This is a genomic window from Pseudomonas nunensis (genome assembly GCF_024296925.1).
GTDB lineage: Bacteria > Pseudomonadota > Gammaproteobacteria > Pseudomonadales > Pseudomonadaceae > Aquipseudomonas > Aquipseudomonas nunensis.
Map to the genome: position 1 here is coordinate 6426548 of NZ_CP101125.1, position 21517 is coordinate 6448064.

Below are 21517 nucleotides of genomic sequence, written 5' to 3' on the forward strand. Positions count from 1 at the left end.
AACCAAATGTGGGAGCGGGCTTGCTCGCGAAAGCGGTGTAACAGTCAACGATGATGTTGAATGTTACTGCCTCTTCGCGAGCAAGCCCGCTCCCACATTGGTTATGTATTAGCCTTGAGGCCAGATCACTGCTTCTCGAGCAACCACTGCCGCTGGCCCGGCGTAAACGAAGGCATTTCATCCGCCTGCGCGGTGTTCACAGCCTGGAAGATTTCCAGCTCTTTACCCTTGCGCGCAAAGATCCAGGTGTTGCCCTGGCCGTTCTGTTGCAACCACATATTGTCATTGCCGCCGCTCATCGACGCGCAATCGCCCGCGAGACACAGCGCATAACGATCCGCACCCGGCAGGCCGGCCACTTGGCCATCCGCCTGGAATTGCACGGTTTCGCCTTCACCCTGGCCGTTGACGATTTTCCAGCTGCCGCCCATATAAGCCGTGTACAGCGCGCGCTCGAAGCTCGCACCGATCGGCGCGCCTTCCGGGACCGGAATCAACGCGCGGTCGAAGACTTGCGCGGGTTCGTTGTCGTTCGCGACCTGGCTGAGTTGCTTGCCGTCGCGTCGCAACTCGCTGGCGGAGCTGCCATAGAAGTCGACTTTCCAGGCGCCGGACTCATCGGCCAGCAGCTTGCCTTCGACATTTTCAAAGCCGTTGGTGTAGCGGGCCTGGCCGGCCTTGGTGTTGACGTCCCATTCCAGGTTCGGACCGTAAGCCTGGAGCGCTTCGCGCAGGGGACCGCCCTTGGCGGCAGCATCGATGGCCACCTGGTTGATCCAGGTGCCGCTGATGTCACGATCGGCAGGATTGCTGGCGCAGCCGCCGAGGAAAACGGCGAGCAAGGAGAGGGCAAGCGCTTTGCGCATGGTGGAATCCTTTCAAAACGAAAACGGCGCAGCCTGTAGAGGCTGCGCCGGTTGTATTACTCGATGACCAGAATGGCGTCCATTTCTACCTGCGAACCCTTTGGCAGGGCTGCTACGCCGATGGCGGCGCGGGCAGGGTAGGGCTGGTCAAAGTATTTGCCCATGATCTCGTTGACCTTGGCGAAGTGGCTCAGGTCGGTGAGGAATATGTTCAGTTTGACGATGTCCTTGAACGAGCCGCCGGCAGCTTCGGCCACGGCTTTCAGGTTCTCGAACACCTGGACGGTCTGGGCTTCGAAGCCTTCGACCAGTTCCATGGTTTTTGGGTCCAGGGGAATCTGACCCGACATGTAAACGGTATTGCCAGCCTTGATCGCCTGGGAATAAGTACCGATGGCGGCCGGGGCCTTGTCGCTGGTGATAACTGTCTTGGTCATGAATGACTCCTTGTAATGGGTGGGCTACGCACGCATGCGGGTGATGCGAATCACCCCGGTCAAGGCGCGCAGTTTCTTGATCACGCGGGCCAGGTGCACACGGTCGTGCACGCTGACCACCAGTTGGACCACGCTGATGCGACCATCGCGTTCGTCCATGCTGATTTTTTCGATATTGCCGTCGGCCGCGTTGACGCTGCTGGCCAGCAGGGCGATCAAGCCGCGCTGATGTTCCAGTTCGACGCGCAGCTCGACGTTGAATTCGCCGGTGACATCCTTGGCCCACGAGAGCTGGATGCATTTTTCCGGGTTGTGGCGGATTTCGCTGATGTTGCGGCAGTTGTCCAGGTGCACGACCATGCCTTTGCCCGCGGACAGGTGACCGACAATCGGGTCGCCCGGGATCGGCGTGCAGCACTTGGCGTAGCTCAGCACCAGGCCTTCGGTGCCGCGAATCGCCAGCGGACCTTCGGCGCTCGGCAGTTGTTCGCCTTCGCCCAGCAGGCGGCGGGCGACCACATAGGCCATGCGATTGCCCAGACCGATGTCTTCGAGCAGGTCTTCGATCAGTTCCAGGCGATATTCGGTGAGCATCGCCTTGACGCGCTCGCCCGGGATTTTGTCCAGGGTGCTGTCGAAACCGTTCAGAACCTTGTTCAACAGGCGTTCGCCAAGGCTGATGGATTCGGAACGGCGTTGCAGTTTCAGCGCGTGGCGGATGTGGGTCCGCGCCTTGCCGGTGACCACGAAGTTTAGCCACGCCGGATTTGGCCGCGCGCCGGGGGCGCTGACGATCTCGACCGTGGAGCCGCTTTGCAGCGGTTCGGACAGCGGTGCGAGTCGGCGGTTGATCCGGCAGGCGATGCAGCTGTTGCCGACGTCGGTGTGCACCGCGTAAGCGAAGTCCACCGCCGTGGAGCCTTTGGGCAGCTCCATGATCCGGCCTTTAGGCGTGAACACGTAGACCTCGTCCGGGAACAGGTCGATCTTCACGCTTTCGATGAATTCCAGCGAGTTGCCGGCGCGTTGCTGCATTTCCAGCACGCCTTTGACCCACTGGCGGGCACGGGCATGAGTGCCTTTCGGTTGCTCGTCGCCGCTGGATTTGTACAGCCAATGGGCGGCGATGCCGTTGTTGGCCATCTCTTCCATTTCACGGGTGCGGATCTGGATCTCGATCGGTACACCGTGCATGCCGAACAACGTGGTGTGCAGCGACTGATAGCCGTTGGCCTTGGGGATCGCGATGTAATCCTTGAAGCGACCCGGCAACGGTTTGTACAAATTATGCACAGCACCCAGCACGCGGTAGCAGGTATCGACCTTGTCGACGATGATCCGGAACGCGTAGACGTCCATGATCTCGTTGAAGGCCCGACGCTTGCCGCGCATTTTCTTGTAGATGCCGTAGAGGTGTTTCTGGCGCCCGCTGACTTCGCCCTGGATTTCATCAATCGCCAGACAATGACTGAGGGACTCCTCGATCTTGTTGACGATTTCCTTGCGGTTGCCCCGGGCGCGTTTGACGGCCTGGTTGATCCGCGCGGAACGCATCGGGTGCATGGCCTTGAAGCCGAGGTCTTCGAATTCTATGCGGATGGCGTGCATGCCCAGCCGATTGGCGATGGGCGCATAGATTTCCAGGGTTTCCTTGGCGATGCGTCGGCGTTTTTCGCCGGACAGCACTTCCAGCGTGCGCATGTTGTGCAGGCGGTCGGCCAGCTTGACCAGGATCACGCGAATGTCGCGGGCCATGGCCATGGCCATTTTCTGGAAGTTTTCAGCCTGGGCTTCGGCCTTGGTCTCGAAGTTCATCTGGGTCAGTTTGCTGACCCCGTCGACCAGTTCGGCCACGGTTTCACCGAACTGCGCTTGCAGCGCTTCTTTGGCAATCCCGGTGTCTTCGATCACGTCATGCAGCATGGCCGCCATCAAACTCTGATGGTCCATATGCATGTCGGCAAGAATATTCGCCACCGCAAGAGGATGCGTGACGTACGCCTCGCCACTGCGGCGGCGTTGGCCGTCGTGGGCTTGTTCGGCGTAGAAATACGCTCGGCGGACCAGGTTGACCTGGTCCTTGCCGAGGTAGGCCGATAAGCGATCGGCGAGGGCGTCTATGCTCGGCATGATGACTCCTGCCGTTCGCTGTGACCCCGCGCCGTGCTACGTCGACCAGGCATAGGCTTAGACGGCCTCGTTGGACTCGTCCTCGAACGCTGCGAACAGCGGTTCGTCTTCGACGATTTCAGCATTGGCGATGAACTCATAGCTCATCAGGCCTTCAGCGATTTCACGCAGCGCTACAACGGTAGGCTTGTCGTTTTCCCACTGAACCAGTGGCTCTTTGCCGCCGGTGGCCAGTTGACGGGCACGTTTGGTGGACAGCATGACCAGCTCAAAACGGTTTTCCACGTGGTTCAGGCAGTCTTCAACGGTTACGCGGGCCATGGTATTCCTCGGAGCGAATGCAATATGCGCGCTGCCCGGTTGGGCGAGCGGACTCAACAGTTTAAAAAATCACCAGCGATTAGGGAAGCGCTGATTTTTTGACCAAGCCCTTCAACGCGCTGCAAGTGCCAATGTAAAGCCCTGGCAGCGGTTTTGGGAAGAGCTGTTTAGCCGAGCAATTCGGCCAAAAGTTTTCCATTACGTTGCTGCTGGCGTTTCTGATGTAGCTGATTGGCGCGGAAAATCGCCTTCAGATCGTGCAGCGCATGGGCGAAATCGTCGTTGATGATCAGGTAGTCGTAGTCGACGTAATGGCTCATCTCGCTGACGGCTTCACGCATCCGGCCATCAATGATCTCGTCGCTGTCCTGGCCGCGATTGGTCAGGCGCTGGTGCAAGGCCTGTAACGACGGCGGCAGAATGAAGATCGAGCGTGCTTGCGGCATCAACTTGCGCACTTGCTCGGCGCCCTGCCAGTCGATTTCCAGGATCAGGTCGTGGCCCGCGTCCAGGGTCTGCTGCAAGTGGCTTTGCGAGGTGCCGTAGAGATTGCCGAACACTTCGGCGCGCTCCAGGAAGTCACCGTGTTCGCCCATCTTCACAAACGCTTCGCGGGAGACGAAGTGATAGTTCACGCCATCCACTTCACCGGGGCGCATGGCGCGGGTGGTGTGGGAAACCGAGACGCGAATGTCCTGGTCGGAGTCGGTCAGGGCCTTGACCAGGCTGCTCTTGCCCGCGCCCGATGGGGCGGAAATGATGTACAGGGTGCCGGTGCTATGGGTCATGTCGGGTTTGCCTTACTCAATATTCTGCACTTGTTCGCGCATCTGCTCGATCAACACTTTGAGGTTGACCGCAGCCGTGGTGCTGCGCGGGTCGAAGGCTTTGGAGCCCAGTGTATTGGCTTCGCGGTTGAGCTCCTGCATCAGGAAGTCCAGGCGCCGACCGGCCGCACCGCCGGACTTGAGCACCCGGCGAACTTCAATGATGTGCGTGCTCAGGCGATCCAGTTCTTCGGCGACGTCGCTCTTTTGCGCGAGCATGACCATTTCCTGTTCCAGGCGCTGCGGGTCCATCTCGGCTTTCATGTCGGCAAAGCGGTCGAGGACTTTCTGGCGCTGGGTGGCGAGCATCTGCGGAACCAGTTCACGCAGGGTCACGACGTCTTCTTCAATAGACGTCAGGCGCTCATTGATCAGGCGTGCCAGCTCCGCGCCTTCGCGCTCGCGGCCTGCCTTCAGTTCTTTGAGGCCTTGAGTGAACAGCGCCAGCGCCTCGGCATTCAGGGCTTGCGGGTCAGTCGCGTCGCCCACCAGCACACCGGGCCAGGCCAGCACTTCCAGCGGGTTCAACGCCGCCGGGTTCTTGATCAGGCCGGCGATCGTTTCAGCGGCAGCGACCAGTTGCGCGGCGCGCTCGCGGTCCACTTGCAGCGGTTTGCCAGTGCTTTCTTCGGTGAAGCGCAGGGTGCATTCCAGTTTGCCCCGGGACAAACCCTGGCGCAGGGCTTCGCGGACTGCGCCTTCGAGGTCGCGAAACGATTCCGGCAGGCGCAGGTGCGGCTCCAGGTAGCGGCTGTTGACCGAGCGCAGCTCCCAGCTCAAGGTGCCTTGGGCGCCGGCTTTTTCGACGCGGGCGAAGGCGGTCATGCTGTGCACCATGGAGGTACCTCGCAATGCAGGCCGGCGCGAAACCCTTGGGCTTCGCGGACCCGATATCAATGAATGTAAGCCGACTGGCAGCAAAGGCGCAGGATTGTAGCGCAGTGGGGCGGATGCGCCCAAACACACGCTGTGACAAAGGGCTGCAGGCCGTCGGTTATGTGCTTTGCGCGCCTTCAGCCGTCGGCCGGATTTTTTAGAAGTGCCCAGTCGTGGCTGGCGGCTCTATAATGCTCCGCAGTTTTCCGTCCCCAGTACAGGTATTCCCTATGAAACGTCCAAGTGGTCGCGTTGCCGATCAGCTCCGCTCGATCCGCATTACCCGCAACTACACCAAACACGCCGAGGGATCTGTGCTGGTCGAGTTTGGTGATACCAAAGTCATCTGCACCGTCAGCGTCGAGAACGGCGTGCCACGTTTCCTCAAAGGTCAGGGCCAAGGCTGGTTGACCGCTGAATACGGCATGCTGCCGCGTGCCACCGGCGAGCGTAACCAGCGTGAAGCGAGCCGCGGCAAGCAAGGCGGCCGCACCCTGGAAATCCAGCGTCTGATCGGCCGTTCCCTGCGCGCCTCGCTGGACATGTCAAAGTTGGGCGATGTGACCCTGTACGTCGATTGCGACGTGATCCAGGCTGACGGCGGCACTCGCACTGCCTCCATCACTGGCGCCATGGTTGCGTTGGTCGATGCCTTGAAAGTGATCAAGAAGCGCGGCGGCCTGAAAGGCGGCGACCCGCTCAAGCAAATGATCGCGGCCGTTTCGGTCGGCATGTACCAGGGCGAGCCTGTGCTTGACCTCGACTACCTGGAAGACTCGGCTGCCGAGACCGACCTGAACGTCGTGATGACCAGCACTGGCGGCTTCATCGAAGTCCAGGGCACTGCCGAAGGCGCCCCGTTCCAGCCTGAAGAGCTGAACGCCATGCTCGAACTGGCGAAGAAAGGCATGAGCGAGATCTTCGAACTGCAAAAGGCTGCACTGGCTGACTGATCGTTTCTACGTCCGGCAAAGGAGAGCGCCATGAGTGATGAACAGCAGTTGCTTCCCACCCCGAGCCCCGAGGTTCGTCAGTGGGCGATGTTTTGTCATCTCTCGGCGTTTCTCGGTGTCTGGCTGCCCTTCGGTCACCTCGTCGGGCCGCTGATTCTCTGGCAGTGGAAACGGGAAACCGATCCGTTCATCGATGCCCAAGGTAAAGAAGCGTTGAACTTCCAGATCACCGTGGCCCTGGTCTCGGGCATCTGTTATCTGCTGATGCTGGTGTTGATCGGTTTTGCGCTGCTGCCGTTGGTGCTGATCGTGGCGATGGTGCTGTCGATCATTGCCGGGCTCAAGGCCAATGATGGGGTGCCTTATCGCTATCCCTTCACTTGGCGGTTGATCAAATAATCACCGCGTCCCCTGTAGGAGCGAGGCTTGCCCGCGAAGAGGCCGGCACATCCAACACACGTGTTGGGTGTTAAATCGCCTTCGCGGGCAAGCCTCGCTCCTACAGGAATGAAGCGCACAAAAAAGCCGACAGCGATGTCGGCTTTTTTGTATCTGCGAAACGACGCTTAGATGGTCAGCGTCCAGTCGTAGTCCACGATCAGCGGTGCGTGTTGCGAGAACCGTGGCTGACGTGGCAGGCGTGCGCTACGTACAAAGCGGCGCAGAACTGTTGTCAGCAACTGGTAGTCAAAACGCAAGACCAGGTAACGCCCGTAGCGGTAGGATGTCTCGAAACCGAGACTGCTGATGACTGCTTCGGTTGCAGCCGCGATTACAAAGCCACGCCACCTTGGGCGGGAACTTCGGCTTTGCAGGCATAAAGGAAGTATCCATCCAGTTGGAAGACTGGATCGTCCAGTTCAAAGGCGGAGGCGCGGGTGTCCTGCAGGCAGATCACGTCGGCATTCTATGTTTGTAGCCAGCAGAGCAAACCTCGCTCGACTTCAGCCTGAATACCATTGGTGTTCACAATGGTAATGCGGAAAGTTTATATAAAAGACGCAACTCCTTCCAAAATTGGTTCAGGCTCTAATCCAATCTGAAGATATTTTTAACGCTGCTTTGACTAGTTGCAAGTGGCCTTCCTGCAGTGAGGTCAACTGATTTATCAAAGATCAGGCATATAAATTTTTCATAATATTTTTAAACTTTTAAGACCCTGGCTTGGTTCTGTTTGTGCGTGTTGTGGTTCTCGTTATCGCGAAAAAATATTAAATACTGCTAATTCTTACAGGTGACCAAGCAGCTAGCGAAGCCATATATTTAAATGGTGATAGTGAGGTGGAGTGTTGATGAGCTTTTTGACATGCCATCTACTATTTATTTCCCATCGGATTTGCGGAAGGTGCTGACATGTCAAACTCTAGTATGAAAGCCGTTTATTTTTCGTATCCCTCTGGATTCTTATTCTCAGTTGATACGATGAATGAGAATTCTGGGCGGTTTTCTGGGCAGTTTCAAAAGAGAAATAATAATGTTGAATTGGTAAGTGGAGGGTTTAATTTTTATAACAGCCAAAACCGTACGGATCTCGTATTTTCAAGTAATACGGATGACTGGTCTTTGACCGCGCCCTATAGCAATGGTGCTCCATTTTTTGAAAGTTGGAGCGTGAGGCGGACATCAAAATCAAACGCTGCTGATTTTACGGATATGGAATTTAATATGGATTTGTCTGGGCAGGGCGGAAGTTGGTTCGGCTCTACTGATTGGTGGGGGACCGGTAAATTTTAGATGTTACAAATATGAAATCAGGGCGGTTTTTATTTTTAATAACGCGCATAAAAATGCCCGCTTCTTGCGAGGCGGGCATTTTCAGTCTGTTGGTGACGTTAAGTTCCCCTAAAGTCATAACAACGCCAGAGAAAAGACTCAGATCGTCAGCGTCCAGTCGTAGTCCACGATCAGCGGTGCGTGTTGCGAGAACCGTGGCTGACGTGGCAGGCGTGCGCTGCGTACAAAGCGGCGCAGGCCCGGGGTCAGCAACTGGTAGTCGAAACGCCAGCCCAGGTTGAGCATCTCAGCCTGTTCGTTGTCCGGCCACCAGCTGTACTGGTCGCCTTCACGGCTGACTTCGCGCAGGGCATCGACATAACCCATGTTGCCGACAATCTCGTCCATCCAGGCACGCTCAGGCGCCAGGAAGCCCGGGGATTGCTGGCTGTCGCGCCAGTTCTTGATATCCAGCTTCTGTTGCGCCACGTACAGCGAGCCACAATAAATGTACTCGCGACGTTTGCGTCGCTGTTTATCCAGATAACGGGCGAAGTCGTCCATTAGCTTGAACTTCTGGTTCAAGTCTTCATCGCCATTCTGCCCCGAAGGGAGCAGTAAGGTCGCGATGCTGACCTTATCGAAATCGGCTTGCAGGTAGCGCCCGTAGCGGTCGGCCGTCTCGAAACCGAGACCGCTGATGACTGCCTTCGGTTGCAGCCGCGAATACAAAGCCACACCACCTTGGGCGGGAACTTCGGCATCGCAGGCATAAAGGAAGTAGCCATCCAGTTGGAAGGCTGGATCGTCCAGTTCAAAGGCGGAGGCGCGGGTGTCCTGCAGGCAGATGACGTCGGCATTCTGTGCTTGCAGCCAACTGAGCAAACCTCGCTCGACTGCAGCCTGAATACCATTGACGTTCACACTGATGATCCGCATAAATGGCCCCAAAAATCGCGTGCGTGTATGATACACGGCGTCAACCTAATTAGCTAAATCCGTGGTATTTGGGGTTTTTTTCATGCAAGCGTATCAGCGCGATTTCATTCGTTTTGCCATCGATCGCGGCGTTTTGCGCTTCGGTGAGTTCACCCTGAAGTCCGGGCGCACCAGTCCTTACTTCTTCAATGCCGGCCTGTTCAACAGCGGTTCGGCCCTGGCGCAACTGGGTCGTTTCTACGCGGCAGCCATTGTCGAAAGCGGCATTTCCTTCGACGTTCTGTTTGGTCCGGCGTACAAAGGCATCCCGTTGGCGGCGACTACCGCAGTGGCGTTGGCTGAACATCATGAGCGTGACCTGCCATGGTGCTTCAACCGCAAGGAAGCCAAGGCTCACGGCGAAGGCGGCAGCCTGGTTGGCGCACCGCTGACCGGCGATGTGCTGATCATCGACGACGTGATCACCGCCGGCACCGCGATTCGCGAAGTGATGCAGATCATCGCTTCCCAGGACGGCGCGAAGGCCGCCGGCGTGCTGATCGCCTTGAATCGTCAGGAGCGTGGCAACGGCGAGTTGTCGGCGATCCAGGAAGTGGAGCGCGACTTCGGGATCCCGGTGATCAGCATTGTTTCGCTGAACCAGGTGCTCGAATTCCTGGCAGACGATCCGCAGCTCAAGCAGCACTTGCCGGCCGTAGAAGCCTACCGCGCCCAGTTCGGCGTGTAACACCCATCCCTGTCGGACGGGCCCGTGTGGCGAGGGAGCTTGCTCCCGCTTGAGTGCGCAGCGCTCACAAGATACTTGGGTCTGCTGCGCAGACCAGCGGGCGCAAGCTCCCTCGCCACAAGTAAGTGTCTCCCGCCCAATCTGGTGCCTGACACCTCGGACCTGTAGGAGCGAGGCTTGCCCGCGAAGAGGCCATCACATTCAACATCCTTGTTGACTGATACACCGCTTTCGCGGGCGAGCCTCGCTCCTACAGGGATTGCGTCGTTAGTGCAGTCTTTGCCATTTCCCTACCAGTTTTAGCGCCAACCCCAGGTTGAATAGCGCAAAAACCAGCAGTGCCACGACGACTAAACCGTAAAGCGTTCGGTCCACGTCGAAGTCCCACAGATCCAGTGTGCTGGTGCTCATGATCCTCACGGCGGCAGGCAAGTTGACGTAAAACAGCGCCATAAACGCCACCGTCAGCGGAAGGGCGCAGCCGAACAAAACGTTCATCACCTTTGTCCTGCTGCGTTTCCTCGCCAGCGGCCCTAACTGTTTTTCATCCAGATCCAGCGCTTCATGCAGCCTGGGCCACGCCAGGTTGAACATGAAAGTGGTCAGGGTCAGTAGCAAGCCACTGACCGCCACAATGTCACTGAACGGCATTGATCCCCAGGGTCGCACACAGCAAGTCATGGGAATCCTCGCTGATCTCGAACTGCCCGGCGCTGCCTTTGCGCTTGGTGATGGGTTTGAAGGTCGGCTCGTTTTGAGTGATCAGCATGTTCAGCTCATCACGGATGACATCGGAGCTGATCACCACCAGATACACCGTCTGCGCGTGCTCTGCAGACGCGATCACCGCTCGCATGCTGTGCTGCAATATCTCGTCCAGCTGATTGCGAAAGCGTGAAACCGTGTTTTTCAGCAGGGTTTTACTTTGGCTTTGGGTGAGCTGGAAAATCGTCGATATCTGCGATTCGGTCGGCAAGGTCTGCCCGAAGTAGTTTTGAATCAGATACAGCAAGCGATCCTGTTTCGCTTCATCCGCCCGGCTGGGCATTCCGCCCTCGACCAGCATTTTCAGGTATTCGGTCAGGCTTGCCTTGGCGATACGCTGTAGCGCATGGGCGATTTCGCCGTCGGAAATCCTCAGGGTTTTCTTGACCGGCTCCTTTTGCTCCTGTTCGAAAGCCTGGGCGTCGATCGTGAACGAGATCTGCATGGCTCAGTCCTCCGCGATTACTTGCCGGACTTCTTCGGGTAGGGGTCTTCCTCTGCGTCACCTTGGCCAGTCAGGATTTTCCAGCCGTTTTTCAAGTGCACGGAATCCAGGCGTTGCGGGCAAGGAGGCAAGGATTTTTTCGATTGATTGGAATATTCGTAACCGCAATCGGCGCATTCGTACGTGCCTGCGGACACGTCGCTTCCATTGGGTGCGTAAACTTTTTGCATGGGGAAGATCTCCTGTGGGGTACACGGAAGATCCTAGGCAGATTCCTTCTTTGGCGATGTCGGACGCTTCCCGCGCCAGCGTCAGGCATTTCCTATAAGCAAAAAAAGATCGCAGCCTCCGTCAGTTCCTACAAGGCGTTGAGTACACCTGCAGGAGCTGCCGAAGGCTGCGATATTTTGTTTTTCTGGAATCAGGGGCGCTTGCGATTGCTGATCAAAGTACCCACACCGGTATCGGTGAAGATCTCCAGCAGAATCGCATTCGGCACCCGGCCATCAATGATCAGGGCGCTTCCCACGCCGCCCTGAACCGCTTCCAGCGCGCAACGGATCTTCGGCAGCATGCCGCCGTAGATCGTGCCGTCGGCGATCAGGTCGTCGACTTGCTGGGTGGTCAGGCCGGTGAGGACCGTGCCTTGCTTGTCCATCAGGCCGGCGATGTTGGTCAGCAGCATCAGCTTTTCAGCTTTCAGCGCTTCAGCCACTTTACCGGCCACCAAGTCAGCGTTGATGTTGTACGACTCGCCGTTGGCGCCCACGCCGATCGGCGCGATCACCGGAATGAAGTCGCCTTTTACCAGCAAGTTCAGCAAATCGGTGTTGATGCCGACCACTTCGCCTACTTGGCCGATGTCGATGATTTCCGGTTGGGTCATCTCCGGCGTCTGGCGCGTCACGGTGAGCTTTTTCGCACGAATCAGCTCGGCGTCTTTACCGGTCAGGCCGATGGCGCTGCCGCCATGACGGTTGATCAGGTTGACGATGTCCTTGTTGACCTGGCCGCCGAGGACCATTTCCACCACGTCCATGGTCTGCGCGTCAGTCACGCGCATGCCATCGATGAAGTGGCTCTCGATCGACAGGCGCTTGAGCAAGTCGCCGATCTGCGGACCGCCACCGTGAACCACCACCGGGTTGATGCCCACGGCTTTCATCATCACGATGTCGCGGGCGAAGCCGGTTTTCAGCTCCTCGCTTTCCATCGCGTTGCCGCCGTATTTGATCACCAGCGTCTTGCCGACATAGCGGCGGATGTAAGGCAGCGCTTCGGACAGGACCTTGGCGGTGTTGGCGGCGGCTTCGCGTTCGAGGGTCATTCAGGGCTCCGGGTGGATCGTTCAATCAAAACGGTAGTTGGAGATCAGGTGCAACACGCTTCAACTGGACTTTGAAAACGTCCTTGATGCGCTGCAATTCAGCCTCGTCATCAGCCTCGAAACGCAGGACCAGCACCGGTGTGGTGTTGGACGCGCGCACCAGGCCCCAGCCTTTGGCGTAGTCGACTCGCACGCCGTCAATGGTGGTCAGGTCAGCGCCTTCGCCCCACTTCGCGTCGTGCAATGCATCAATGATGCTGAATTTGCTCTCTTCGGTCACATGGATATTGATTTCAGGCGTAGAAATATCGTTCGGGAAGGTCGCAAACAGCTCTTCCGCAGTGGATTTTTCCTTGCTGAGGATCTCCAGCAGCCGCGCGGCGCTGTAAATACCATCGTCGAAACCGAACCAGCGCTCCTTGAAGAAGATGTGCCCGCTCATTTCGCCGGCCAACAGGGCGCCGGTTTGTTTCATTTTCTTTTTGATCAACGAGTGACCGGTCTTCCACATTAGCGGGCGACCGCCGTATTCCTTGATCAATGGCGTGAGGCGACGGGTGCATTTGACGTCGAAGATGATCTCGGCGTCCGGGTTGCGCTCCAGCACGTCGCGGGCGAACAGCATCAGCAGGCGGTCGGGGAAGACGATGCTGCCGGTGTTGGTCACCACGCCGACGCGGTCGCCGTCGCCGTCGAAGGCCAGGCCCAGGTCAGCGTTGGTTTCCTTGACCTTGGCGATCAGGTCGACGAGATTTTCAGGCTTGCCCGGGTCCGGGTGATGGTTCGGGAAGTTGCCGTCGACGTCGCAGAACAGCGGGATGACTTCGCAGTTCAGCGCTTCGATCAGTTGCGGGGCGATTACGCCGGCCGCGCCGTTACCGCAATCGACTACCACTTTCAGGCGGCGGGCGAGTTTGATGTCCTGGACGATTTCGGTGTTGTAGCGATCGAGGATCTCGACCTTGGTGATGCTGCCCTTGCCGCTGCTCAGGTTGTTGGTCTTGAGGCGTTCGTGCAGGGCCTGGATCTGTTCGTTGGCCAGGGTATCGCCAGCGATGACGATCTTGAAGCCGTTGTAGTTCGACGGGTTGTGGCTGCCGGTCAGCATCACACCAGACTTGCCGGCCAATACGTTGGCGGCGTAGTACAGCGCAGGCGTAGGCACCAGGCCGACGTCGCTGACGTGGCAACCGCTGTCGGCCAGGCCCTGGATCAGGCGCTCGACCAGTTCCGGGCCAGACAGGCGACCGTCACGGCCAACGGAAACGTTCGGTTCGTTTTGGGCCAGACTTTGGGCGCCGATGGCGCGGCCGAGCCAGTAAGCGGTTTCACCGTTCAAGAATTCCGGGACGGTGCCGCGAATATCGTAGGCGCGGAAGATGCTGTCGGGGAACTTGGGTGCGACTTGGGCTGGGCTGTTCATCTGTGGAAATGCTCCATTTCGAAAGTGACTGGACCTGTCCGGGAATAACTCGTTGGCAGGCACAAACTGAAGGGTATGACGGCGTTTTCCACAGAGAGTTCGTGGTGTGCAAAGGCCATGACCCCGGTTTCAGCGCGCACTTGACCGGCCAATCCCTTGATTTTCAGTGGTAAACCTTCCAGATGACGGCTGTGCAATTTCGAGCATATAAAGCACTTGTGGCGAGGGAGCTTGCTCCCGCTTGAGTGCGCAGCACTCACCGAAATTTGGGGCCGCTACGCAGCCCAGCGCGAGCAAGCTCGCTCGCCACAAAGGTGTATTTATCGGATCAATGGCTACCCGAATGACCGAAACCGCCGGCACCGCGCTCGGTTTCGACGAACTCTTCGACCATCTCGAAGTGCGCCTGAACCACGGGTACCAGAACCAGCTGAGCCAGACGCTCGCCCACTTCCAGGGTGAAATCCTTGTCGCTGCGGTTCCAGCACGAAACCATGAGCGGGCCTTGATAATCGGAGTCGATCAAACCGACCAGATTGCCCAGCACGATGCCGTGTTTATGGCCCAGGCCGGAGCGCGGCAGGATCAGCGCCGCCAGGCCCGGATCGCCGATGTAGACCGACAGGCCGGTGGGGATCAGCAGGGTTTCGCCCGGCTTGATCACGGTGTCTTTTTCCAGCATGGCGCGCAGGTCGAGGCCGGCGGAGCCAGGGGTGGCGTACTGCGGCAGCGGAAAGTCGGTACCGATGCGGGGGTCGAGGATCTTGGCTTGCAAAGCGTGCATGTAAATTAAACCTGGTTCAGACGGTCGGCGATAAAAGTGATCAGCTGGCGAGCAATCTTGCTCTTGCTGGTCTGGGCGAAAACGGTGGCGTGGAGCTGGCGGTCGATCACGCTGCAGGCGTTTTCTTCGCTGTTGAAGCCAATACTCGGGTTGGCGACGTCGTTGGCGACGATCAAATCGAGGTTTTTGTCTTTCAGCTTGCGCGCTGCGTAATCGAGCAGGTGTTCGGTTTCGGCGGCGAAACCGACACTGAACGGACGATCAGGGCGTGTGGCGATGGTGGCCAGAATGTCTGGGTTACGCACCATTTGCAGGACAAAGCCGTCGCCGCTCGTAGGGTCTTTCTTCAATTTTTGCGGGGCGACGACTTCCGGACGGTAGTCCGCAACCGCTGCCGAGGAAATGAACACGTCGCACGGGATCGCGGCTTCACACGCGGCGAGCATGTCGCGGGCACTGACCACGTCGATGCGCGTGACGCGATCCGGGGTCGGCAAGTGCACCGGGCCGCTGATCAGGGTCACGCGGGCGCCGGCTTCCACTGCCGCTTCGGCCAGGGCAAAGCCCATTTTCCCGGAGCTGTGGTTGGTGATGTAGCGCACCGGGTCGATGTTTTCCTGGGTCGGGCCGGCGGTGATGACCACGTGCTTGCCGGTCAGCGCCTGACGCTGGAAGCAGTCGGCGGCGCACTGGGCGAGGTCGGTGGCTTCCATCATGCGGCCCATGCCGACGTCGCCGCAGGCCTGGCTGCCGGAGGCTGGGCCGAAGGACTTGATGCCGCGACTTTCGAGGAGTTGCAGGTTGGCTTGGGTGGCCGGGTCGCGCCACATGGCCTGATTCATGGCCGGGGCCACGGCGACTACGGCGTCGGTGGCCAGCACCAGCGTGGTCAGCAGGTCATTGGCGATACCTTGGGCCAGACGTGCGATCAAGTCCGCGGTGGCAGGGGCGATCAGCACTAGGTCGGCCCATTTGGCCAGCTCGATGTGGCCCATGGCAGCTTCGGCCGCCGGGTCCAGCAGGTCGAGGTGAACCGGGTGGCCGGACAAGGCCTGCATGGTCAGCGGGGTGATGAACTCGCTGCCGCCACGGGTCATGACCACGCGCACTTCGGCGCCCTGGTCGATCAGGCGGCGAACCAGGTCGGCGCTCTTGTAGGCAGCAATACCGCCGCCGACGCCCAGAACGATGCGTTTCCGATACAGCCGCTGCATAGGTCTGCCTTTCATTTCGTTGATGACTGCAAGGCGAACCCCCTCCCCAGGAGTGAAATCGCCCGCAAAAAAGATGGGCTACGATATCACAGCGACCGCTACGGAACAGCGGCGCCCACAGACCAGGGAGGTGTTATGAGTATTCGTGATTGGCCGGCGGCGGAACGGCCGCGGGAGAGGTTGCTAGAGTTGGGCTCGGCGAGTCTTTCGGACGCCGAGTTACTGGCGATTTTTTTACGTACAGGCGTCTCCGGCAAAAGCGCGGTAGACCTGGCACGACACTTGTTAAGTCAGTTTGGCAGCCTGCGTTCGTTGCTGGAGGCTGATCAAAAAACATTCAGCGAACAATTAGGGCTCGGGCCCGCAAAGTTCGCTCAATTGCAGGCGGCCCAGGAAATGGGTCGACGGCATTTGGCGGAGCATTCGCGGCAGAAGTCGGCGTTGGAAAACCCGCAGGCTGTTCGTGATTACCTCAAGGCAATGCTGCGCCATGAGCCCCATGAGGTGTTCGGCTGTCTGTTTCTGGATTCCAAGCATCGGGTACTGGCGTTTGAAGCGCTATTTCGCGGTTCCATCGACAGCACCAGCGTTTATCCACGGCAGGTGGTCAAACGCGCCCTGGCGCACAACGCCGCTGCGCTGATCCTGTGCCACAACCACCCGTCGGGCAACACCGACCCCAGCCAGGCCGACCGAATGCTGACCAAGCGCTTGCAAGAAGCGTTGGAGCTGGTCGATGTGCGGGTGCTTGATCACTTCATCGTCGGGGATGGTGAGCCGCTGTCGATGGCGGAGTATGGGTGGATGTAAGCCTTAGCAAGCCTTCTCCCCCGTAGGAGCTGTCGAGTGAAACGAGGCTGCGATCTTTTGACTTTGATTTTTCAAGATCAAAAGATCGCAGCCTCGTTTCACTCGACAGCTCCTACGGGAGGTGGGGCGGTTACTTCAGGCTGACCTTCGAGTAGTCCTGGCGGCCAAACGGACTCACCGAGTAACCCTCGACATCCTTGCGCGTCAACGCGAACGCCGTTGGGTGCGCCAGCGGCAGCCACAGTGCCTGTTGCTGGATCTGCGCCTGAGCCTGTTCATACAGCTTGGTACGCACGCCTTGCTCGCTGGTGGTCTTGCCGGCGCTGATCAGCTTGTCCAGGTCCTGGTTGCAGTAACGGGCGAAGTTGGTGCCGGACTTGACTGCGGCGCAGGAAAACTGCGGCGTGAGGAAGTTGTCCGGGTCGCCGTTGTCGCCGGCCCAGCCCATGAACAGCAGGTCATGCTCGCCAGCCTTGGCGCGACGGATCAGCTCGCCCCATTCAATCACGCGGATTTCGGCCTGGATGCCGATTTCCGCCAGATCAGACTGCAGCAGTTGGGCGCCGAGGCTTGGGTTGGGGTTCAGCAAACTGCCGGAAGGGCGGGTCCAGATGGTGGTCTGGAAGCCATCCTTGAGCCCGGCCTTGGCCATCAATGCCTTGGCCTTCGCTACGTCGTGCGGGTAACCCGGCAAGCCTTTGTTGTAGCTCCAGGTGTTCGGCGGGTAAGGGCCGTTGGCCGCTTCGGCGGTGTCTTCGAACACAGCCTTGATGTAGTTGGCTTTGTCGAAGGCGAGGTTGATCGCCTGGCGTACTTCCGGCTTGTCCAGCGGCGGATGCTGACTGTTGATGCCGACGAAAGCGGTCATGAAGGCGTCAGTCTTTTCTACTTTCAGCGTCGATTCCTGCTTGGCGGCCACCACGTCCAGCGGCTTCGGCGAAAGGGCGATCTGGCACTCGTTGCGACGCAACTTCTGCAAACGCACGTTGGCGTCCGGGGTGATGGCGAAGATCAACGGGTCCACTGACGGCTTGCCGCCGAAATAGTCCGGGTTGGCCTTGTAGCGAATCGACGCGTCTTTCTGGAACCGCGTAAAAACGAATGGACCGCTGCCGATCGGCTGGCTGTTGAGCTTCTCCGGAGTACCGGCCTTCAGCAGTTTGTCGGCGTATTCAGCCGAATAAATCGAGGCGAAGCCCATGCTCAGCGTGGCGAGGAAGGTCGAGTCCGGGTGATCGAGGGTGAAGCGCACGGTCAGCGGATCGAGGGCGTCGATCTTCTTGATCAGCGCCGGCAGCTGCATCGACTGGGCGTGGGGGAAGCCGCTCTGGGCGACTTTGTGCCACGGGTGGGCCGGGTCGAGCATGCGGTCGAAGCTGAACTTGACGTCTTCGGCGCTCAAATCGCGGGTCGGGCTGAAGTACTCGGTCTTGTGGAATTTCACCTGTGGGTGAAGTTTGAAGACATAAGTCAGGCCGTCGGGCGTCACTTCCCAGCTGTCCGCGAGGCTGGCGACCACCTTGCCGCTGGTGGTATCGAAGTCCACCAGGCGATTCATCAACACATCGGCCGAGGCGTTGGTGGTGGTCAGCGAGTTGTATTGCACCACGTCGAACCCTTCAGGGCTGGCCTCGGTGCAGACGGTCAGGGCGGCGGCATGGGCCAGAGGGCTCAGCAGCAGTGGGGCAAGCAGCAGCGGTAGGGCAGCGAGGCGCATGGTCGGATTCCTTTACAGATCGAAGGCCCATCTGCAAGTGCAGTCTGGAAAAGGCTTACCCTAGTGGGCTCTTTTGCAAATGACTATCCCCTTTTTCATTTTGGGGCGACTATAGGCGCCTTATTTGGGTGTGCGCGGTTTCACAAAGCCCCGGATTGGCGTGTTGGCCGATGCTCTGCGACGAGCGGTCGCCATCGACGACAGCCTTTGTCCAAGGCGCTCGTAGCCCGAAAAACGGGGTTTTTGTGAATTCATCGCACACTGAATGTTGTTGCTCTGAGGTCTTTCTGGTATAAAGCAGCGCTCTTTTCTAGGGGCCCGGTTCCTTCACTGTAGGTGTAGCCGGTAAGACCTCTAAAGAAACGCGGCGCCTGGCGCCAAATGACTGAGAGATTAAGCGGCCAACCCATGCCGGGTTGGGCATGTGGTTTTAGAGGGCTGAGGCATGTCGAGAGTATGTCAAGTTACCGGTAAGGGTCCGGTGACTGGGAATAACATTTCCCACGCAAACAACAAAACCCGTCGTCGTTTCCTGCCGAACCTGCAGCATCACCGCTTCTGGGTTGAAGAAGAGAAACGTTTCGTGCGTCTGCGCGTATCTGCCAAAGGCATGCGTATCATCGACAAGCGTGGCATCACTGTCGTGCTGGCCGAAATCCGCAAAGCTGGCAAGATCTAAGGGAGCTAATCATGCGTGAATTGATTCGTTTGATTTCGAGCGCCGGTACTGGTCACTTCTACACTACCGACAAGAACAAGCGTACTACCCCGGACAAAATCGAGATCAAGAAATTTGATCCGGTTGTTCGCAAGCACGTGATCTACAAGGAAGGCAAAATCAAGTAATTGATTTTTCCGACTTATGAAAAAGGCCCGTATCGCGAGATACGGGCCTTTTTTATTGCCTGCGGGTTATGTGTTGCCTGCCAGGATGCCTTCGCGGGCAAGCCTCGCTCCTACAGGGATCGCTATCTACTGTAGGAGCGAGGCTTGCCCGCGAAGAGGCCGGCCCAGACAACCAAAATCCACAAACCCTCAAGCCTTCTGTTCAAACACCACATAAATCTTGCGGCACGCCTCCAGCACTTCCCAAGTCCCTCTGAAGCCCGCTGGAATAACAAAGCGATCACCCACCCGCAAGGTCTTGCTGTTGCCATCGTTATCGCGCAGTACCGACACGCCCTGAACGATTTCGCAGTATTCATGCTCGGTGTAATTCACCAGCCACTGGCCGATTTCGCCTTCCCACACACCGGCGCTCATCTGGCCGCACGGGCTGTTGTAGTGGTTGTACACCGCTTGCTCGGGGTCGCCCTTGAGGACTTTGGCCGGGTCTGGCCGATAGCGATCGGGCTGGGTGGCGGCCTGGCTGAAGTCGACGACGTCCTGGATGTTCATTTTGTTGTAATCCCCCGTGATTGCGGCGCGATGACTGGAAAGGCCAAAGTCTATGTTTATTAAAATGAACACCGCAAGGCCGTTTACCGACCTTGTGTCAAATATATTGAAACAACCCCGGCCACTGGTTTAGGGTGGCAGGTGCCTCGGGCCGATAGCAGGCTGGCCGGGCAGAATTCCTGACAGCACCCGCGAAAAACGCGGGGCACTCGTATTCAACAAGAGGAGGACACTCGTATGACCACCCTGACTCGTGCCGACTGGGAACAGCGGGCTCGCGACCTGAAGATCGAAGGCCGCGCCTACATCAATGGCGAATACACCGATGCTGTCTCCAGCGAGACCTTCGAGTGCATCAGCCCGGTCGATGGCCGTCTGCTGGGCAAGATTGCCAGCTGTGACGCCGCCGACGCCCAGCGCGCTGTGGAAAATGCGCGCGCCACCTTCAATTCCGGTGTGTGGTCGCGCCTGGCGCCGACCAAACGCAAAGCCACCATGATTCGTTTCGCCGGCCTGCTCAAACAGCACGCCGAAGAACTGGCCCTGCTTGAAACCCTGGACATGGGCAAGCCGATCAGCGACTCCCTGTACATCGACGTTCCTGGCGCGGCGCAAGCCCTGAGCTGGAGCGGCGAAGCCATCGACAAGATCTACGACGAAGTCGCTGCCACCCCGCACGATCAACTGGGCCTGGTCACTCGCGAGCCGGTTGGCGTGGTTGGCGCCATCGTGCCGTGGAACTTCCCGTTGATGATGGCGTGCTGGAAACTCGGCCCGGCGCTGTCCACCGGTAACTCGGTGATCCTCAAACCGTCGGAAAAATCGCCGCTGACCGCCATTCGCATCGCTGCGCTGGCCGTTGAAGCCGGGATTCCGAAAGGCGTGCTGAACGTCCTGCCAGGCTACGGCCACACCGTCGGCAAGGCCCTGGCCCTGCACAACGATGTGGACACCCTGGTGTTCACCGGTTCGACCAAGATCGCCAAGCAACTGCTGATCTACTCCGGCGAATCGAACATGAAGCGCGTCTGGCTCGAAGCCGGCGGCAAGAGCCCGAACATCGTGTTCGCCGATGCTCCGGACCTGCAAGCCGCTGCTGAATCCGCCGCCAGCGCCATTGCCTTCAACCAGGGCGAAGTCTGCACCGCCGGTTCGCGTCTGCTGGTCGAGCGTTCGATCAAGGACACCTTCCTGCCGCTGGTGATCGAAGCGCTGAAAACCTGGAAGCCAGGCAATCCGCTGGATCCGGCGACCAACGTCGGTGCGCTGGTGGATACCCAGCAGATGAATACCGTGCTGTCCTACATCGAGTCCGGTCACACCGACGGCGCCAAACTGGTGGCCGGCGGCAAGCGCATTCTTCAGGAAACCGGTGGCACCTACGTTGAGCCGACGATTTTCGACGGCGTGAACAACGCGATGAAAATCGCCCAGGAAGAAATCTTTGGCCCGGTGTTGTCGGTCATCGCTTTCGACACCGCCGAAGAAGCCATCGCGATTGCCAACGACACGCCGTATGGCTTGGCCGCTGCGGTATGGACCAAGGACATCTCCAAGGCACACCTGACCGCCAAGGCACTGCGTGCCGGTAGCGTGTGGGTCAACCAGTACGACGGCGGCGACATGACTGCACCGTTCGGCGGTTTCAAACAATCGGGCAACGGCCGCGACAAGTCGCTGCACGCGTTCGACAAGTACACCGAGCTGAAGGCGACCTGGATCAAGTTGTAAGTCGGTTTCCTTAACGACGTAGATCCCTTGTGGGAGCGGGCTTGCTCGCGAAGGCGCCGTAACAGCCAACGATGATGTTGGATGTGCTGGCCTCTTCGCGAGCAAGCCCGCTCC

23 protein-coding genes and 2 pseudogenes are annotated in these 21517 nt (G+C 58.6%); 8 read left to right on the plus strand and 17 right to left on the minus strand.

Annotated features, from left to right (window positions below; translation table 11 throughout):
• Window positions 1–125: 125 nt before the first annotated feature.
• The 6 genes from NK667_RS28240 to NK667_RS28265 all read right to left on the minus strand — a co-directional run bounded on the left by NK667_RS28240 (window position 126) and on the right by NK667_RS28265 (window position 5418).
• Entirely contained in the window at window positions 126–866 is a 741-nt protein-coding gene (locus NK667_RS28240; protein WP_054048434.1) for a putative periplasmic lipoprotein, read from the minus strand.
• 56 nt (window positions 867–922) lie between these two features.
• Entirely contained in the window at window positions 923–1303 is a 381-nt protein-coding gene (locus NK667_RS28245) for a RidA family protein (RefSeq protein ID WP_003229509.1), read from the minus strand.
• A gap of 24 nt (window positions 1304–1327) precedes the next feature.
• A complete protein-coding gene (spoT, locus tag NK667_RS28250; RefSeq protein ID WP_054617043.1) occupies window positions 1328–3433 on the minus strand; it encodes a bifunctional GTP diphosphokinase/guanosine-3',5'-bis pyrophosphate 3'-pyrophosphohydrolase in 2106 nt (701 codons plus the stop codon).
• 57 nt (window positions 3434–3490) lie between these two features.
• Entirely contained in the window at window positions 3491–3754 is a 264-nt protein-coding gene (gene rpoZ, locus NK667_RS28255) for a DNA-directed RNA polymerase subunit omega (RefSeq protein WP_007894670.1), read from the minus strand.
• Between the two features lie 167 nt (window positions 3755–3921).
• Window positions 3922–4542 (minus strand): guanylate kinase, encoded by a 621-nt coding sequence (gene gmk, locus NK667_RS28260; protein WP_054048438.1) that lies wholly within the window; start codon window positions 4540–4542, stop codon window positions 3922–3924.
• 12 nt (window positions 4543–4554) lie between these two features.
• Window positions 4555–5418, minus strand: coding sequence for a YicC/YloC family endoribonuclease (locus tag NK667_RS28265; protein ID WP_054048440.1), 864 nt, complete (start codon window positions 5416–5418; stop codon window positions 4555–4557).
• A gap of 269 nt (window positions 5419–5687) precedes the next feature.
• On the opposite strand from NK667_RS28265, the gene rph reads away from it, so the two are divergent.
• Window positions 5688–6410, plus strand: coding sequence for a ribonuclease PH (gene rph / locus NK667_RS28270; protein ID WP_054048442.1), 723 nt, complete (start codon window positions 5688–5690; stop codon window positions 6408–6410).
• Window positions 6411–6440: 30 nt separating this feature from the next.
• Window positions 6441–6809: a DUF4870 domain-containing protein gene (locus NK667_RS28275; RefSeq protein ID WP_054048444.1), complete on the plus strand. Its 369-nt coding sequence runs from the start codon at window positions 6441–6443 to the stop codon at window positions 6807–6809.
• Between the two features lie 167 nt (window positions 6810–6976).
• Here NK667_RS28275 and NK667_RS28280 read toward each other — a convergent pair.
• Window positions 6977–7389: pseudogene (locus NK667_RS28280) on the minus strand (endonuclease/exonuclease/phosphatase family protein).
• A gap of 374 nt (window positions 7390–7763) precedes the next feature.
• Here NK667_RS28280 and NK667_RS28285 point away from each other — a divergent pair.
• Window positions 7764–8144, plus strand: a complete 381-nt coding sequence (locus NK667_RS28285; RefSeq protein WP_152981138.1) for a hypothetical protein — start codon at window positions 7764–7766, stop codon at window positions 8142–8144.
• Between the two features lie 138 nt (window positions 8145–8282).
• Here NK667_RS28285 and NK667_RS28290 read toward each other — a convergent pair whose 3' ends face one another.
• Window positions 8283–9062 (minus strand): exodeoxyribonuclease III, encoded by a 780-nt coding sequence (locus NK667_RS28290; protein WP_003176915.1) that lies wholly within the window; start codon window positions 9060–9062, stop codon window positions 8283–8285.
• A gap of 82 nt (window positions 9063–9144) precedes the next feature.
• On the opposite strand from NK667_RS28290, the gene pyrE reads away from it, so the two are divergent.
• A complete protein-coding gene (gene pyrE, locus NK667_RS28295) occupies window positions 9145–9789 on the plus strand; it encodes an orotate phosphoribosyltransferase (protein ID WP_054048446.1) in 645 nt (214 codons plus the stop codon).
• Window positions 9790–10056: 267 nt separating this feature from the next.
• On the opposite strand, the gene NK667_RS28300 is transcribed toward pyrE, so the two are convergent.
• From NK667_RS28300 to coaBC, 7 genes and pseudogenes are all read right to left on the minus strand, one after another.
• Window positions 10057–10440 carry a hypothetical protein gene (locus tag NK667_RS28300; RefSeq protein WP_054617042.1) on the minus strand — a complete coding sequence of 128 codons (384 nt, stop codon included), beginning with the start codon at window positions 10438–10440 and terminating at the stop codon, window positions 10057–10059.
• On the minus strand, window positions 10427–10999 hold the full coding sequence (locus tag NK667_RS28305; protein WP_054048450.1) for a hypothetical protein: 573 nt from the start codon (window positions 10997–10999) through the stop codon (window positions 10427–10429). The genes NK667_RS28300 and NK667_RS28305 overlap by 14 nt, the downstream gene beginning before the upstream one ends.
• Before the next feature lie 17 nt (window positions 11000–11016).
• Window positions 11017–11229, minus strand: coding sequence for a hypothetical protein (locus tag NK667_RS28310; protein WP_054048452.1), 213 nt, complete (start codon window positions 11227–11229; stop codon window positions 11017–11019).
• A 191-nt stretch (window positions 11230–11420) separates the two neighbouring features.
• Window positions 11421–12326 carry an acetylglutamate kinase gene (gene argB, locus NK667_RS28315; protein WP_054048454.1) on the minus strand — a complete coding sequence of 302 codons (906 nt, stop codon included), beginning with the start codon at window positions 12324–12326 and terminating at the stop codon, window positions 11421–11423.
• A gap of 25 nt (window positions 12327–12351) precedes the next feature.
• Window positions 12352–13728: pseudogene (locus NK667_RS28320) on the minus strand (phosphomannomutase/phosphoglucomutase); the annotation flags it as partial.
• Window positions 13729–14077: 349 nt separating this feature from the next.
• Window positions 14078–14533 (minus strand): dUTP diphosphatase, encoded by a 456-nt coding sequence (gene dut / locus NK667_RS28325; protein ID WP_054048458.1) that lies wholly within the window; start codon window positions 14531–14533, stop codon window positions 14078–14080.
• A 5-nt stretch (window positions 14534–14538) separates the two neighbouring features.
• Window positions 14539–15747 (minus strand): bifunctional phosphopantothenoylcysteine decarboxylase/phosphopantothenate--cysteine ligase CoaBC, encoded by a 1209-nt coding sequence (gene coaBC, locus NK667_RS28330; RefSeq protein ID WP_054048460.1) that lies wholly within the window; start codon window positions 15745–15747, stop codon window positions 14539–14541.
• A 135-nt stretch (window positions 15748–15882) separates the two neighbouring features.
• On the opposite strand from coaBC, the gene radC reads away from it, so the two are divergent.
• Window positions 15883–16557: a RadC family protein gene (radC, locus tag NK667_RS28335; protein ID WP_054048462.1), complete on the plus strand. Its 675-nt coding sequence runs from the start codon at window positions 15883–15885 to the stop codon at window positions 16555–16557.
• 130 nt (window positions 16558–16687) lie between these two features.
• On the opposite strand, the gene NK667_RS28340 is transcribed toward radC, so the two are convergent.
• On the minus strand, window positions 16688–18274 hold the full coding sequence (locus NK667_RS28340; RefSeq protein ID WP_054617040.1) for an ABC transporter substrate-binding protein: 1587 nt from the start codon (window positions 18272–18274) through the stop codon (window positions 16688–16690).
• Window positions 18275–18719: 445 nt separating this feature from the next.
• Here NK667_RS28340 and rpmB point away from each other — a divergent pair, with 445 nt between their 5' ends.
• Together rpmB and rpmG are read left to right on the plus strand one after the other, a co-directional pair.
• Window positions 18720–18953 carry a 50S ribosomal protein L28 gene (gene rpmB / locus NK667_RS28345; RefSeq protein WP_007894701.1) on the plus strand — a complete coding sequence of 78 codons (234 nt, stop codon included), beginning with the start codon at window positions 18720–18722 and terminating at the stop codon, window positions 18951–18953.
• Window positions 18954–18964: 11 nt separating this feature from the next.
• Window positions 18965–19120, plus strand: a complete 156-nt coding sequence (rpmG, locus tag NK667_RS28350; RefSeq protein WP_007894709.1) for a 50S ribosomal protein L33 — start codon at window positions 18965–18967, stop codon at window positions 19118–19120.
• A gap of 189 nt (window positions 19121–19309) precedes the next feature.
• Here rpmG and NK667_RS28355 read toward each other — a convergent pair whose 3' ends face one another.
• Window positions 19310–19672 carry a cupin domain-containing protein gene (locus NK667_RS28355; RefSeq protein ID WP_054617039.1) on the minus strand — a complete coding sequence of 121 codons (363 nt, stop codon included), beginning with the start codon at window positions 19670–19672 and terminating at the stop codon, window positions 19310–19312.
• 237 nt (window positions 19673–19909) lie between these two features.
• On the opposite strand from NK667_RS28355, the gene NK667_RS28360 reads away from it, so the two are divergent.
• Entirely contained in the window at window positions 19910–21403 is a 1494-nt protein-coding gene (locus tag NK667_RS28360) for an aldehyde dehydrogenase (RefSeq protein ID WP_054048467.1), read from the plus strand.
• The last annotated feature ends 114 nt before the right edge of the window (window positions 21404–21517 follow it).

What these genes read in the sequence shown, in the direction of transcription:
- NK667_RS28240 (WP_054048434.1), bottom strand. Translation starts at nt 866, where the DNA reads ATGCGCAAAGCGCTTGCCCTCTCCTTGCTCGCCGTTTTCCTCGGCGGC.
- NK667_RS28245 (WP_003229509.1), bottom strand. Translation starts at nt 1,303, where the DNA reads ATGACCAAGACAGTTATCACCAGCGACAAGGCCCCGGCCGCCATCGGT.
- spoT (WP_054617043.1), bottom strand. Translation starts at nt 3,433, where the DNA reads ATGCCGAGCATAGACGCCCTCGCCGATCGCTTATCGGCCTACCTCGGC.
- rpoZ (WP_007894670.1), bottom strand. Translation starts at nt 3,754, where the DNA reads ATGGCCCGCGTAACCGTTGAAGACTGCCTGAACCACGTGGAAAACCGT.
- gmk (WP_054048438.1), bottom strand. Translation starts at nt 4,542, where the DNA reads ATGACCCATAGCACCGGCACCCTGTACATCATTTCCGCCCCATCGGGC.
- NK667_RS28265 (WP_054048440.1), bottom strand. Translation starts at nt 5,418, where the DNA reads ATGGTGCACAGCATGACCGCCTTCGCCCGCGTCGAAAAAGCCGGCGCC.
- rph (WP_054048442.1), top strand. Translation starts at nt 5,688, where the DNA reads ATGAAACGTCCAAGTGGTCGCGTTGCCGATCAGCTCCGCTCGATCCGC.
- NK667_RS28275 (WP_054048444.1), top strand. Translation starts at nt 6,441, where the DNA reads ATGAGTGATGAACAGCAGTTGCTTCCCACCCCGAGCCCCGAGGTTCGT.
- NK667_RS28285 (WP_152981138.1), top strand. Translation starts at nt 7,764, where the DNA reads ATGTCAAACTCTAGTATGAAAGCCGTTTATTTTTCGTATCCCTCTGGA.
- NK667_RS28290 (WP_003176915.1), bottom strand. Translation starts at nt 9,062, where the DNA reads ATGCGGATCATCAGTGTGAACGTCAATGGTATTCAGGCTGCAGTCGAG.
- pyrE (WP_054048446.1), top strand. Translation starts at nt 9,145, where the DNA reads ATGCAAGCGTATCAGCGCGATTTCATTCGTTTTGCCATCGATCGCGGC.
- NK667_RS28300 (WP_054617042.1), bottom strand. Translation starts at nt 10,440, where the DNA reads ATGCCGTTCAGTGACATTGTGGCGGTCAGTGGCTTGCTACTGACCCTG.
- NK667_RS28305 (WP_054048450.1), bottom strand. Translation starts at nt 10,999, where the DNA reads ATGCAGATCTCGTTCACGATCGACGCCCAGGCTTTCGAACAGGAGCAA.
- NK667_RS28310 (WP_054048452.1), bottom strand. Translation starts at nt 11,229, where the DNA reads ATGCAAAAAGTTTACGCACCCAATGGAAGCGACGTGTCCGCAGGCACG.
- argB (WP_054048454.1), bottom strand. Translation starts at nt 12,326, where the DNA reads ATGACCCTCGAACGCGAAGCCGCCGCCAACACCGCCAAGGTCCTGTCC.
- dut (WP_054048458.1), bottom strand. Translation starts at nt 14,533, where the DNA reads ATGCACGCTTTGCAAGCCAAGATCCTCGACCCCCGCATCGGTACCGAC.
- coaBC (WP_054048460.1), bottom strand. Translation starts at nt 15,747, where the DNA reads ATGCAGCGGCTGTATCGGAAACGCATCGTTCTGGGCGTCGGCGGCGGT.
- radC (WP_054048462.1), top strand. Translation starts at nt 15,883, where the DNA reads ATGAGTATTCGTGATTGGCCGGCGGCGGAACGGCCGCGGGAGAGGTTG.
- NK667_RS28340 (WP_054617040.1), bottom strand. Translation starts at nt 18,274, where the DNA reads ATGCGCCTCGCTGCCCTACCGCTGCTGCTTGCCCCACTGCTGCTGAGC.
- rpmB (WP_007894701.1), top strand. Translation starts at nt 18,720, where the DNA reads ATGTCGAGAGTATGTCAAGTTACCGGTAAGGGTCCGGTGACTGGGAAT.
- rpmG (WP_007894709.1), top strand. Translation starts at nt 18,965, where the DNA reads ATGCGTGAATTGATTCGTTTGATTTCGAGCGCCGGTACTGGTCACTTC.
- NK667_RS28355 (WP_054617039.1), bottom strand. Translation starts at nt 19,672, where the DNA reads ATGAACATCCAGGACGTCGTCGACTTCAGCCAGGCCGCCACCCAGCCC.
- NK667_RS28360 (WP_054048467.1), top strand. Translation starts at nt 19,910, where the DNA reads ATGACCACCCTGACTCGTGCCGACTGGGAACAGCGGGCTCGCGACCTG.